General features: G+C 37.0%; 13 protein-coding genes. All 13 read left to right on the forward strand.

Annotation, left to right across the window (positions count from 1 at the left end; all coding sequences use genetic code 11):
* Positions 1-2: 2 nt before the first annotated feature.
* The 13 genes from radC (at position 3) to FFJ24_RS02305 (ending at position 14,275) form a co-directional block, all read left to right on the forward strand.
* Positions 3-701, forward strand: coding sequence for a DNA repair protein RadC (gene radC, locus FFJ24_RS02245; protein WP_138820605.1), 699 nt, complete (start codon positions 3-5; stop codon positions 699-701).
* Positions 702-807: 106 nt separating this feature from the next.
* Entirely contained in the window at positions 808-1,647 is an 840-nt protein-coding gene (locus FFJ24_RS02250) for an endonuclease/exonuclease/phosphatase family protein (RefSeq protein ID WP_138820606.1), read from the forward strand.
* Positions 1,648-2,412, forward strand: coding sequence for a prolipoprotein diacylglyceryl transferase (locus FFJ24_RS02255; protein ID WP_138820607.1), 765 nt, complete (start codon positions 1,648-1,650; stop codon positions 2,410-2,412).
* 5 nt (positions 2,413-2,417) lie between these two features.
* Positions 2,418-3,812: a radical SAM protein gene (locus FFJ24_RS02260; RefSeq protein ID WP_138820608.1), complete on the forward strand. Its 1,395-nt coding sequence runs from the start codon at positions 2,418-2,420 to the stop codon at positions 3,810-3,812.
* Between the two features lies 1 nt (position 3,813).
* The gene (locus FFJ24_RS02265) at positions 3,814-4,008 is read left to right on the forward strand and encodes a hypothetical protein (RefSeq protein WP_138820609.1); all 195 of its coding nucleotides are present in this window, start codon (positions 3,814-3,816) and stop codon (positions 4,006-4,008) included.
* A gap of 14 nt (positions 4,009-4,022) precedes the next feature.
* Positions 4,023-4,217 carry a hypothetical protein gene (locus FFJ24_RS02270; protein WP_138820610.1) on the forward strand — a complete coding sequence of 65 codons (195 nt, stop codon included), beginning with the start codon at positions 4,023-4,025 and terminating at the stop codon, positions 4,215-4,217.
* Positions 4,218-4,404: 187 nt separating this feature from the next.
* Positions 4,405-6,804, forward strand: a complete 2,400-nt coding sequence (gene pheT / locus FFJ24_RS02275) for a phenylalanine--tRNA ligase subunit beta (RefSeq protein WP_138820611.1) — start codon at positions 4,405-4,407, stop codon at positions 6,802-6,804.
* 31 nt (positions 6,805-6,835) lie between these two features.
* Complete coding sequence (locus FFJ24_RS02280; protein ID WP_138820612.1) at positions 6,836-7,126, forward strand: hypothetical protein; 291 nt, start codon at positions 6,836-6,838, stop codon at positions 7,124-7,126.
* A gap of 33 nt (positions 7,127-7,159) precedes the next feature.
* Positions 7,160-7,450 carry a cell division protein ZapA gene (locus FFJ24_RS02285; protein ID WP_025143281.1) on the forward strand — a complete coding sequence of 97 codons (291 nt, stop codon included), beginning with the start codon at positions 7,160-7,162 and terminating at the stop codon, positions 7,448-7,450.
* 307 nt (positions 7,451-7,757) lie between these two features.
* Positions 7,758-9,329, forward strand: a complete 1,572-nt coding sequence (gene rny, locus FFJ24_RS02290) for a ribonuclease Y (protein WP_138820613.1) — start codon at positions 7,758-7,760, stop codon at positions 9,327-9,329.
* Positions 9,330-9,416: 87 nt separating this feature from the next.
* On the forward strand, positions 9,417-9,932 hold the full coding sequence (locus FFJ24_RS02295; protein ID WP_138820614.1) for a DUF962 domain-containing protein: 516 nt from the start codon (positions 9,417-9,419) through the stop codon (positions 9,930-9,932).
* A 112-nt stretch (positions 9,933-10,044) separates the two neighbouring features.
* Positions 10,045-12,837 carry a TonB-dependent receptor gene (locus FFJ24_RS02300; RefSeq protein ID WP_138820615.1) on the forward strand — a complete coding sequence of 931 codons (2,793 nt, stop codon included), beginning with the start codon at positions 10,045-10,047 and terminating at the stop codon, positions 12,835-12,837.
* Positions 12,838-12,910: 73 nt separating this feature from the next.
* On the forward strand, positions 12,911-14,275 hold the full coding sequence (locus tag FFJ24_RS02305) for a hypothetical protein (protein ID WP_138820616.1): 1,365 nt from the start codon (positions 12,911-12,913) through the stop codon (positions 14,273-14,275).
* Positions 14,276-14,394 lie beyond the last annotated feature (119 nt).

The raw sequence follows: 14,394 nt of genomic DNA on the forward strand, positions 1-14,394 counted from the left end.
AAATGAAAAATTACGAACAGAAAGTAGGGATAAAGTTATGGGCTGAAGAAGATCGCCCACGTGAAAAACTTTTATTACACGGCCGAAGACATTTAACAGATGCCGAACTGATTGCTATTTTAATTGGCTCTGGAAGTAAAAATGAAACCGCTGTAGATTTAAGTAAAAGGATTTTGTCTTTTTACGATCACAATTTAACAAAACTGGGAAAAGCTTCTATTCTGGATCTTTCCAGGTTTAAAGGTATTGGAGAAGCCAAGGCATTAACTATTATTGCCGCTTTAGAGTTGGGTTTGCGGCGAAAGGAAACCACAGAGGAGGTGATTACGCATGTAACTACTTCTAATGATGTTTATAAATATTTACATCAAACTTTTGCCAATCTCAATCACGAAGAGTTCTGGATATTGCTGCTAAACAGGTCTAACCGGGTAATCGGTAAATTTTTGATCAGTAAAGGTGGGCAGGCAGGTACAGTAGCCGATCCGAAAATTATTTTTAAAACAGCTTTAGAAAACAATGCCGCAAATATTGTATTGGCGCATAACCATCCTTCAGGGAATATAAAGCCCAGCGAGAGCGACGATAAACTGACAAAGAATATGGTTGCCTCTGGCAATTTGCTTGGTTTGTATGTGGTTGATCACCTGATTTTTGCCAATAACCGCTACTATAGTTATAGAGATGAAGATTTAATTTAAAAGATATTTGGTTGTTAAAGTACAATTAACGTTAAATTATTATAATAGCGGCTTAAAATTAGGCGTTACTTGCTAACCGGAATTAATTAATAGTGTAATTATGTTTATGAATACTTTAAAAATCATCCCTGTTTTCCTTTTATTAACGATTATGGCTTTCGCTCAAAAAAAAGCTGTTCCAATTAATATCGTCACGTATAACATCCGCTTAAATGTAGCATCAGATGGTGTTAACGCCTGGCCAAACCGAAAAGATAATGTAAAAGCTTTAGTGAAATTTCATGATGCCGATATTCTTTGCGTTCAGGAAGCTTTGCCTGAACAATTTGATGCATTGCTCGAAAATTCCAATTTCGATGTGGTAGGTGTTGGTCGAGATGATGGAAAAAGAAAAGGAGAATTTTCGGCTGTTTATTTCGACAAAGATCGCTTTATGAAAAAAGATGGCGGAACGTTTTGGCTGTCGCAAACACCCGATGTGCCTTCAAAAGGATGGGATGCCGCTTTAAACCGCGTGTGTAGCTGGGTTAAACTGTACGATAAACTGAACGAAAAAGAATTTATCGTTTTTAATACCCATTATGATCATATTGGGGTTCAGGCGAGGATTGAATCGGCCAAATTGTTAAAACAGAAAATACAGCAGATTGCACCAGCATTACCTGTTATTTTTACCGGCGATTTAAATGTAACACCTGAAACAGAAGCCATTGCAACCATTAAATCTTTTCTGACCGATGCTAAAGAGGTTTCGGTAGAACCACCTTATGGTCCTGCAGGTACTTTTAATGGTTTTCATTTCGATAGCGACCTGAAAGACCGGATTGATTACATTTTTGTAAACAAAGGTTTTAAGGTGCAAAAGTTTGCCGTTTTAACAGATAGTAAAGACAAAAGGTATTATTCTGATCACCTGCCAGTTTTTTGTAGACTTTTCTTTCAATAAATGCTACTAAAAGCCCTGTCAGTCTTTCCATTTCAGTTCGAATTTTCTGGTACCCAATACCATTATCATTATATTTTCGAAACGCTCGCATTTATAATTGGTGTCAGGCTTTATTACTATTATAAAAAAGGCATTGTAGATCAGATTTCTGACGAAAACAGGCTGTGGATTATGTTGGGAGCCATGTTAGGCGCGCTGATAGGCTCGCGGGTTGTAGCAGTACTCGAAACTCCTGAAGTAATCAATCACCTGACGTTTTCAATTTTATATCAAAGTAAAACTATCGTTGGTGGCCTGCTTGGAGGGTTGTTTGGCGTAGAATTAATAAAAAAGATAATTGGTGTGAAGGTTGCCTCTGGGGATATTTACGTAATCCCCATTTTAGTGGCGCTGATTATCGGACGCATCGGCTGCTTTTCTATGGGAATTGATGAGCCAACCTATGGTATTCCTACCCATCTTTTTACAGGGATGGATTTGGGCGATGGTATACCCCGGCACCCCATTATGCTTTACGAAATAGTTTACCTCGTGCTTTTGATTTTTCTTTTTAACCGCTTAAAGCATAAAGAACTGATCAATGGCGACCGCTTTAAACTATTTATGGTATTGTATTTCTTTTTCCGCTTTTTAATCGAATTTATTAAGCCATACCAACCATTATTTTTAAATTTAAGCAGCATTCATTGGTCTGCATTGTTTATTTTTATTTATTATTATAGATTCATCATCAGGATTTCTAAAAAGATAGCTGCTAAAAAGTAAACATTATGGCCAATACCAGAGATTATATATACTACGATTATACCAAGAGCCTTTGTCCGGAATGTTTACAGCTTTGCGATGCGAAAATTGTTTTTCAGGATGCTAAAGTGTTTATGTTGAAAAACTGCAGAACGCATGGTGATAGTAAAGTGATGATTGCTGATGATGTTGAATACTACAAGCAGATCCGGAATTATAATAAACAATCGGAAATGCCGCTTAAGTTTAATACCAAAGTGCATTACGGTTGTCCTTACGATTGTGGCTTGTGTACTGATCATGAACAACATTCGTGTTTAACCGTAATAGAGGTTACTGATCGTTGCAACCTGGCCTGTCCGACTTGCTACGCCATGTCGTCGCCAAATTATGGCAGGCACCGTACGCTGGAAGAAATAGAGCGCATGATGGATGTTGTAGTGGCCAACGAGGGCGAGCCTGATGTGGTTCAGCTTTCGGGTGGGGAGCCAACAGTTCACCCTGATTTTTTTAAGATTTTAGATCTCGCAAAAACCAAACCCATTAAACACCTGATGGTGAATACCAACGGGATCAGGATTGCCAAGGATATTAATTTTGTGGAAAAACTGGCAAGTTATATGCCTGATTTTGAAATCTACCTGCAGTTTGATAGTTTCAGTCCCGAAGTATTAACAAAGCTAAGGGGCGAAGACCTTACCGAAGTGCGAAGAAAAGCGATCGATCATTTAAATGAGTTTAATGTATCTACTACTTTGGTAGTAACTTTGCAAAACGGGTTGAATGATCATGAAATTGGCGATATTTTGGACTATGCATTAAAGCAGAAATGTGTTCGCGGCGTTACTTTCCAACCTACTCAGGTTGCCGGAAGAAATGATGACTATAACGATCAGCAGGGAAGAATCACCTTAACTGAGGTACGAAGAAAAATTTATGAGCAATATCCAACCTTTACCCCACAGGATTTAATTCCTGTGCCATGTAACCCTGATGCATTATGTATGGCTTATGCTTTAAAAATTGGTGATGAGGTGATCCCGATGACACATTTGATCAATCCCGAAGATTTGCTCAACAATTCAAAAAATACCATCGTATTCGAACACGATGAAAAATTGAAAGAGCACATGCTCAACTTGTTTAGCACAGGTGTTTCTGTAGATTGTGCCGAAGATACCTTTGGCGAATTGATGTGTTGCCTGCCCAGGGTAAAATCAGATAGTTTAAGTTATGATAATTTATTTCGGATCATTATCATGAATTTTATGGACCCGCTGGACTTTGATGTGCGTGCAGTTAAAAAATCATGTGTGCACATTGTGAGCGATAAATATAAAATGGTTCCTTTCGAAACCATGAATATCTTTTACCGCGACAATAAAATAGATCTGATCAGGGAAAAATTAAATATGAACTAATATGGGTGGTTTATTTGCCTTATTTGTGATCTATTGTCTTACTGCAATCGTACTTTTTGTAGTTGGGATTATTCAGATTATTATTAAATCATCCAGGAACGAACCTGTAAAGCCCGGCTTGAAATTGCTTATTATTTCGGTAATTATGGTGGTAATCGGTTTTGGCGCTTGTGCCGTATTGCTCGCTAATAGTTAATTTCAAAATAAATCATGGAAATTTTTATTGTATATTGGGTAATTGTCGTATTGTTATTTGTAATTGGCATCATTCAGATCGTTGTAAAAGCAGCTAAAAATCAACCCGTTAAATCAGGTCTTAAATTGGTTATTGCTTCAGTGATCATGGTGGTAATAGGTGCCGGTGCATGTGCAGTCATTCTATCCAATCTGAATATTGGTCATTAGTCATTTATATTGTGTGTTTGAACCAGGGTTTTAGCGTTCCTAAGTCTCAAATCTCATGGCTGGAATCTCAAATCTCAATAATTTAGCTTTCTCCTTTGACCTTTAAATAATATCTTTGCGTTTTATGAAATTAGAGTGTCCTTCGGGATTTGTCTTGATACTGGACACTCACTACTTGATACTCCAAATGAAAATATCATATAACTGGTTAAAACAATTCGTACAAATTGATAAAACACCTCAGGAACTTTCGTTAATCCTTACCAACGTTGGTTTAGAAGTAGAAAGTGTAGAAAAAGTGCAGCCTGTTGTGGGCGGTTTAGAGGGTTTGGTCATCGGCGAAGTATTAACCTGTGTTCAGCATCCCAATGCTGATCGTTTGCGCATTACTACGGTTAATGTTGGCGGTAAAGAAAACCTGCAGATTGTATGCGGTGCTCCAAATGTAGGCGCCGGGCAAAAAGTAGTAGTAGCCACAGTAGGTACAACGGTATATCCTTTAGAAGGAGAACCTTTTAAAATCAAAGAATCAAAAATCAGGGGAGAACTTTCTCAGGGAATGATCTGTGCCGAAGATGAAATTGGTTTGGGTAAATCGCATGATGGGATTATGATCCTTGCCGAAGATACCGAAATAGGTATCCGTGCAAAAGATCATTTCAAAATGGATGATGATTTTGTTTTCGAAATCGGATTAACACCAAACCGTGCCGATGCGGCTTCACATTTGGGTGTGGCGAGAGATTTAGCGGCTTATTTCAGAAGTGAATATGAAATGCCTGATCTTTCTGCTTTCAAAACCGATAACGAGAATCTTGTGATTCCGGTAGAGGTAGAAGATTTGGCTGCCTGCCCGCGTTATAGCAGTTTAACCATTTCGGGTGTTACCGTACAAGAATCGCCAGACTGGTTAAAAGATAAATTAAAGGTAATTGGTTTACGCCCGATCAACAATGTGGTTGATATTACCAATTATGTGCTTCATGGTTTAGGTCAGCCGCTACATGCTTTCGATGCTGATAAAATTAGTGGTGGAAAAGTAATCGTGAAAAAAGTTGCTGAAGGTACTCCTTTTGTAACCCTTGATGATGTTGAACGTAAACTAAGTGCTGATGATTTAATGATCTGCAATGCCGAAACTCCAATGTGTATTGCAGGTGTTTTTGGAGGGAAATCATCAGGTGTGGATGCCAATACTAAAAATATCTTTTTAGAAAGTGCTTACTTCAATTCCGTTTCTGTTCGTAAAACATCGAAAAGACATGGTTTAAAAACTGATGCCTCTTTCCGTTACGAGCGGGGTACCGATCCGGAGATTACAGTTACTGCCTTAAAATACGCGGCTTTATTGATTAAAGAATTAGCAGGTGGTGAAATTTCATCCTCAATTTCTGACATTTATCCAAATCCTATCAAACCGTTCGAATTTGAAGTAAGTTATACCAATATCAATAAATTAATCGGTGCAAATATCCCTTCAGCCGAAATCAAACACATTATTACCGCTTTGGGTATTTCGGCAACCAATACTTCTGATGATACTTTAGCTTTAAGAGTACCATCGTTTAAGGTGGATGTAACACGCGAGTGCGACATTACAGAAGAGGTATTACGTATTTACGGTTATGATAATATCGAAATCCCTTCAAAGGTAAATGCATCGCTTTCTTATAGCATTAAGCCCGAAAAAGAAAATACGCATAATGTAATTGCAGATATGCTCACTTCAAATGGCTATGCTGAAATTATGTGTAATTCGTTGACTAAATCAGCTTATTCCAAAAATTTAGATGAAGCGGTATTTATTTTAAATCCCTTAAGCAGCGATCTAAATGTAATGCGTCAGAATTTATTGATGCCTGCTTTAGAAAGTGTAGCTTACAACCAGAACCGTAAAAATGCGGATGTGAAGTTTTACGAATTCGGTAAAACATATCATTTAATCGATGAGCAGTATGTAGAGCGCCCAAGGTTGTTATTGTTGATTTCGGGAGCTAAACAAAGCGAGCAATGGAACCACAATGCTAAACCGGCTACTTTCTATAATTTAAAATCAGCAGTGGATGCCATTGTATCACGTTTGGGTATTACAAGCTATCAGTCTGACGATTTAAACGATGAAAACTTTGCTTACGGAATCAAATATTTCCGTGGAGATAAAACCCTGGTAAGTTTCGGTGCGGCTTCAAAAGCCGACCGCAAAGTGGCTGATGTAAATGCTGAGGTATTTTATGCTGATTTCGATTGGGCAACCTTATTAGATATTGTAAGGAAAAATAAAATCGTACACAGAGATGTTTCTAAATACCCGCAGGTTCGTCGCGATCTTTCATTGTTGATTGATCAAAATGTAACCTTCGATACCTTAAAGGGTATTGCATTTAAAACCGATAAAAAGCTGATCAAGGAAGTTGGTGTATTCGATGTATATGTTGGTGATAAATTACCAGAGGGGAAAAAATCGTATGCCTTAAATTTTATTTTGCAGGATGAGGAACAAACCCTAACCGATAAGCAGATTGAGCATACCATGCAGAAACTAATCGCGAATTTAACGGCACAAGCTGGTGCAGAAATTAGGAAATAAAATATAAATTCGTATTTTTAGAAATAAATTCATGGCTTCTGTTGCAGATCAGTTAGATAAGGTATTACAAAAAACAGCTCAGGTAATTGAGTTATGTAATGCGCTACAGGAAGAAAATGATTTATTAAAGCTTGAAAATCAATCGTTAAAAGTAGCACTTGATACGGCGAAGAGCAAAAATGTAGAACTTGATGAAAAATTAAGGGTTACAAAATTGGCTAAAAGTATAGAGGGGACAAGTGAAAAATCGCTTGACATTAAACAAAAAATTAACGATTTTGTGCGGGAGATTGATAAGAGTATTGCATTATTAAAAAAATAATGATGCAAAGAAATCAGAAACTAAGCTAAACAAATGGGAGAAATCTCGATTAAAATAACCATTTCCGACCGCATTTATCCACTAAAGGTAAATATGGAAGAGGAAGAAATTGTGAGACGGGCAGCAAAAATGATCAATGAGCGCATAAAAGATTATCAGGATAATTATGCGGTTAGAGATAAGCAGGACCTTCTTTCTATGGCTGTGTTGCACTATGCAACAGCTGTATTGAGAACAGAAAACAAAGTACAAAACCAGGATACTGCTGTTGCCGATAAAGTTGAAGAATTGGATGTTTTACTCAATAATTTCTTTTCAAAATAAGGTTCGTTCTTTCGGCAATTCGTCACGCTGAACTTGTTTCAGCGTCTGTTAATAAGATCCTGAAATAAATCCAATAGTTATCGGATCAGGGACGGTGCCAATATTTAGCATAAAAACATAGCCGCGGCTAGTTTTTGAGTTTCAAATTTTATAAAACTTAACACTTCAATATCTATAGGGTTAAGAGGGCGTATTTCATCTGCTATGGCACCTGAAAATGGCTTAAACCCTAATTATGCTTAGTTGAGGTTTAAAATGTATGAGACTTTAAAAATTAGTTGCGGTTTTTTTTTACATAAAAAACAAAATGGAAATAGTTGAAATATTAGGATACGTATTTGCCGTAATAGCGGGTATAGCTATCGGAGTAGTGGTAGGAAGATTCCTCCTGCGTAACTTGCTTAAACAGCAGGAAGTTGCCGCACAAAATAAAGTGAAAAAGATTTTAAAAGATGCAGAAAACAATGCAGAAATCTTAAAAAAGAATAAACTTTTAGAAGCAAAAGAAAAGTTTTTGCAAATGAAAGCGGAGCATGAGCAAGAAGTGAATGCCAAAAACAATAACATTAACCAACGCGAAAACACCATGAAGCAGAAAGAGCAATCGGTGAACCAGCGCATGGAAAACTTCAATAAAAAAGAACAGGAACTGGATAAGCAAAAAGCTAATCTTGAAAAACAAACCGATCTTGCTGTAAAGAAACAAGAAGAAGTAGAAGTATTAAAAAATCAGCACCTTAAACAATTAGAAACCATCGCTGGTCTTTCTGCGGAAGAAGCGAAAGAACAATTGGTAGAAAACCTGAAACAAGAAGCCCGTACCCAGGCCATGATGCAGGTGAAGGATATTGTTGATGAAGCCAAATTAACAGCGAGCAAAGAAGCTAAAAAAGTGGTTATCCAAACCATTCAACGTACCGCTACAGAGGCTGCTATTGAAAATTCTGTGTCTATATTCCATATCGAAAGCGACGAGATTAAAGGACGCGTTATTGGTAGAGAAGGTAGAAATATCCGTGCTTTAGAAGCTGCAACCGGTATTGAGATTATTGTGGATGACACACCGGAAGCCATTATTTTATCAGGTTTCGACCCGGTAAGAAGAGAAATAGCCCGCCTGGCTTTACACCGTTTGGTAACAGATGGTCGTATCCACCCGGCACGTATTGAAGAAATTGTAGCGAAGACCAAAAAACAGATCGAAGACGAAATTGTAGAGATTGGTGAACGTACCGTGATCGATTTAGGTATTCACGGTTTACACCCTGAGCTGATCCGTATGGTTGGCCGTATGCGTTACCGTTCATCTTACGGACAAAACTTGTTACATCACTCTCGTGAGGTAGCTAATTTCTGTGCAACAATGGCTGCAGAATTAGGCTTAAATGCTAAAATGGCTAAACGTGCAGGTCTATTACACGATATAGGTAAAGTGCCAGATGATAATCCGGAATTGCCACATGCAATTTTAGGTATGCAACTGGCCGAAAAATATAAAGAACACCCTGAAATTTGTAATGCTATTGGTGCCCACCACGATGAAATTGAGATGACTTCGATGATCTCTCCAATAGTACAGGCTTGTGATGCGATCTCTGGCGCTCGCCCGGGTGCACGTCGTGAGGTGGTAGAAAGTTATATTAAACGCCTTAAAGATTTAGAAGAACTCGCTTTATCTTACCCAGGTGTGGAAAAAACTTTCGCCATTCAAGCCGGTAGAGAATTACGTGTAATTGTAGAAAGCGAACGCATTACCGATGCGCAGGCAGAACTTTTAGCTGCTGATATTTCGACACGTATCCAAACCGAAATGACTTATCCGGGGCAGATTAAGGTTACTGTAATCAGGGAAACCCGTTCTGTAGCATTTGCTAAATAATGATTAAGAGACCAAACCTATAAGGTCTCTAAGATTAAACAATATAGTAAGCGATGGAATATCCATCGCTTTTTTTATTTTTACATAATGAGCAAGCAAACCATTCAAATTGAACCAAAGAGACCTGTAGATGTGCTTTTTGATAAGTACGCCGAAAGTCACCAAAACCCGACTAACAAACTGGTACACTGGATTTGTGTGCCGTTGATCGTATTCAGTTTATTGGGTTTAATCTGGCAGATTCCTTTTCCGCATCTCGGTTTTCTGGGCAGTTATAATGGGTTCTTTAACTGGGCTTCGTTCCTTTTGGCCTTTAGCTTGTATTATTATTTTACTTTATCACCCGTATTGTTTTTCATGATGATCTGGGTTGTGGGTTTAATGAGTTACATCATCGTAAAAATTGAGCAGGCGGTAGGCTTAGGAAGTGGAGCAGCTTATGCTATTTATGCCGCAATATTTGTTGCGGCCTGGGTTGGTCAGTTTGTTGGTCATAAAATTGAAGGAAAGAAACCATCATTTCTGGATGATGTTAAGTTCCTGTTAATTGGACCGATCTGGTTATTGCACTTCATTTGCAGGAAAACGGGGATTAAATATTAGGATCGAAATGTTGTTAACTCAGAATTAACCTTAAGGTAAACAAACCTTAATTAACATCTAACCTGAAGTTAACACTGTGGTAATAATTTTGCCCTTATCAAATAAAGGCAAATTGGAATTACTAAACTCTTTTAAAAGAGCGGCACTTACTGTGTTCGCTTTGACGATGAGCATACTTTCGTATGCACAAACTGGAAAAATTTCCGGAACAGTTACCGATAAAAAAACGGGAGAAACCTTAATTGGGGTAACGGTTAAAATAGCTGGGACCACCAAAGGTGTTTCTACCGATATAGAAGGAAGGTACGCTATTGGTGGATTAACTGCCGGAAAATATACCTTGAATTTATCTTATGTAGGTTACACATCTAAGAATGTAAGTGACATTCAGGTTTCAGGTAATCAGTCAACTATTGTAAACTTAATTTTAGAAGAAGCGGGGGGAGCAAATTTAGGTGATGTAACAATCACGGCCTCAGTTAAACAAGAATCCGTGAATTCTTTGTACGCTTCACAAAAAAATAGTACTCGGATCTCAAGCGGTATAACGGCAGATCAGATTAGAAAATCGCCTGATAAGAACACTTCTGAAGTTTTAAAAAGGGTAAGTGGAGCAAGTATTCAAGACGGAAAATTTCTAGTTATTAGAGGTTTATCTGATCGTTATAATGTTGCGCTAATCAATAATTCCTTGTTGCCTAGTACAGAACCTGATAAACGAGCATTCTCTTTTGATATCATTCCTTCTAATATGATTGATAAAATTGTGATAAACAAAACTGCAACCCCTGATTTACCAGGAGACTTTGCTGGCGGTGTTACGCAAGTGGTCACAAAAGACATACCTGATAGTAAATTCATCAACTTTGCTGTTTCAACAGGATATAATACCCAATCAACTTTTAAAGATTTTTATTCGAACGAAAGGAACAGTACTGACTTTTTAGGGTTTGATGATGGAACCAGAAGTTTGCCGACAAATTTTCCTAGTACCAGGGGTGCGTATAACGGAGGGTCAACAAATCTTAGGATAGCCAATTCGAAATTGTTTCCTAATCTTTACGCTGAAAGAAAATATACCGCTTTACCTATGCAGAACTACCAGTTTACATGGGGTAATGTTGCCAAATTTAAAAACGAAGGTACCTTTGGAAGTATAATTTCACTAAACTACAGGAGAGAGCAAAACCAAAGAATTGCAGAACGTGAAGCTTTTGATGGTATCAATTTTATAAATAAATATCAGGATTTAAATTATAGATACAATGTAGCTTTGGGTGGACTTGCTAACTTTTCATATAAAATTAGAAAGAATAAAATTTCATTAAAAAACTTATTTAATCAATCATTTGAAGATAGTTACATAAACAGAAATGGGTTTATAAATCAAAATACAGATATCAGGTATACCTCTTCAGAGGTAAATCAAAAATCACTATTAAGTTCTCAATTAGAGGGCGAACATCAGTTGGGTGAGAAAAACATTAAGCTAGACTGGAATTTAAACTATGCTTTAATTAAAAGAGAACAGCCAGATTTACGTACAATTATGTATGGTAGTATTCAGAATTCTAACTCACCCTTTAGTTTAATTGATGATAATACTAAAAGATTTTTCTCTGACTTAAACGAAAACAATTACGGTGGTAGTGCATCATTAAGCATACCTGTTAATCTTTTTAGCAAAAAAGGCACGTTCAAATTTGGCGGGTTAAAACAAGTAAGAGATAGAGATTTTGATGCAAGAATTTTTCTATATACACCAGCTAGCTCAAGTGAATTTGATGCTAGTAAATTAATCCTTCCAAAAGAAAGTATTTTCGCCACAAGCAACATTTCACGAAATGGGTTTGTACTGGATGAAATTACAAATAACCAAGATAGTTATACTGGGAAAACAGATTTAAACGCTGGTTATTTAATGCTTGATCAAGCACTCGCTGAAAAAGTCCGCTTAATTTTAGGAGCAAGAGTTGAAGGCTATAAGCAAACCATTGATGCTCTGAATAGTACAGGACAAAAAAGATCTTATAAGAAAGATTTTTTTGATGTACTTCCATCATTAAATTTGACATATAGCTTAAATGAAAAGTCTAATTTCAGACTTTCTGGTTCAAGAACTGTAACCAGACCTGAGCTTAGAGAATTAGCGCCATTTGTTTTTGTTAACCAAGAAGAAGGTGTTCAAATTGCTGGTAATCCTGAATTAGTAAGAAGCCAGAATACAAACGCTGATATCCGATATGAATACTATCCATCTCCTGGTGAGGCAGTAACATTGTCTGTTTTTTATAAAAACTTCCAGAATCCAATAGAGCAGGTAACAGATGGTTCCTCCACAGCTGATAATTTAAAATTTAGTTATCAAAATGCAGATAAAGCTTATACATATGGGTTTGAGTTAGATGTTCGCAAGAAGCTGAATTTCTTGTCAGACGCCAGTTGGTTAGAAAATTTTATCGCTTTTGCAAACTTTACCTATTTAAAATCAGAAGTACAATCGAGTATCCCGGGTTTCCAAACCAGACAACTACAGGGGCTGTCTCCATTTTTGATCAATGCAGGTTTACAGTACAACTCACCGAAAACCGGTTTATCAATAAGCACACTATATAATAGAATAGGAGATAGAATAGGAAAAGTAGGTAATGAATCCGTTCCTAATATTTATGAAAAAGGTCGTGATGTATTTGATTTTCAGATCTCTAAAAAAGTATTAAAAAATAAAGGTGAAATTAAATTGAATGTTTCTGATATTCTCAATCAATCAAATATATCATATTTAAACTTCGGGCCAAATAACAAAACATACAACAGAGCTGATGATGCTGTCTACTACAGTTATAAGAGTGGTACAAATTTCACACTAGGCTTTAGTTATAACTTAGATTTTAAAAATAAATAATTAATTAACAATAACTTAATCTGTGCTTTGTATTAAAAGTACCCAGGTTAATTTTCTTAAACAAAATTTGAACATGAAAAATTTTAAAGTATTATTAGCATCGTTATCGATTTTAGCTGTAACAATGTCTGCTTGTAAGAAAAACGATGGCGACCCGATTGTAGAGGAGCCAGCTGCACCAGAAACAATCCCAAGTAATGTAACTGCAAATAAAACGCTTACTGCAGATAGAGTGTGGATATTGAAAGGTGAGACTCACGTACAAAGCGGTGCGGTTCTTACTGTTGAAGCTGGAACGGTTATCAAAGGTGATTTATCTTCTAAAGGTGCTCTTGTAATTGATAAAGGAGCTAGAATTGAAGCGGTAGGTACTGTCGATAAGCCTATTGTTTTTACATCTGGTAGAGCAGCTGGAGATAGAAATCCAGGTGATTGGTCAGGTATTACAATCATTGGTAATGCACCAACCAATAGAACTTCGACATCTAATGTTGAGGGTGGTGTGACAGGAACTTTTGGTTTAGGCACTGTAGCTAATGACAACTCGGGTACACTAAAGTATGTACGTGTAGAATATGCTGGTACTGCGTTTAGTTCTAACAATGAGGTAAACGCACTTAGCTTTTATGCAGTAGGTAATGGAACAACATTAGATCACATTCAGGTATCTTATGCAAAAGATGATGCTTTTGAATTCTTTGGTGGAACTGTTAACGGAAAATATTTAATTGCTTACGGTACTTCTGATGATGATTTTGATTTCGACTTTGGCTATTCTGGAAAAATTCAGTTTGCTGTAAGCTATAAATTATCTGGTTTTTTTGATGCGGGCGATCAAAGTAATGGTATAGAATGTGATAACGAGCCAACAGTGCCAGCTGCTGGTCCTTCAGGACCTATTACGAAGCCAATTTTATCTAATTTTACCTTCGTTGGTACAAATGGAAATGATAACCCAGGATCTACCAATAACTTTGCTGCACGTTTTAGGAGAGGAACTAGATTCATTTTGAACAATTCTGTTTTATTAGGGTATAAAGCTGCTGGATTCTCTTTAGAATCTTCTTATACTGCAGCAGACTATGTTTCTGGAGCTGCTACTTTTAAAAATAATTTAGTGCATGCAGTAGCTAATCCATATCAATCTTTTGATGCCGGTGCACAAAGTGTAATTACATCGGCTGCAATCAAAACCATGGCAGAAACAGAAGGTAATGTAACTTTAACTGCTGTTACGGATGCAGGTTTAAAAGCTCCATTAACTGCTACAGCTCCAGACTTGATGCCTAATGCTGGTTCTGCTGCTTTAGCTGGGACATGGGTTAGTCCAGATGGCTCTTCGTTCTTCACGGCTGTGACTTATAGAGGCGCTTTCAGTGCAACTGACAATTGGACAACTGGCTGGACAAACTTTAATCCAGGTACTAAGGTTTACTAGAATATAGTTAATTGTTTTGAAAAGGCCTGTGTCATTATTGATGACACAGGCCTTTTTTTTCGTAATTAATATGCATAAATGTATTTTAAATTATCAATGATAGTATAATTTAGTTTTCA

The organism is Pedobacter sp. KBS0701 (assembly GCF_005938645.2).
Lineage (GTDB): Bacteria > Bacteroidota > Bacteroidia > Sphingobacteriales > Sphingobacteriaceae > Pedobacter.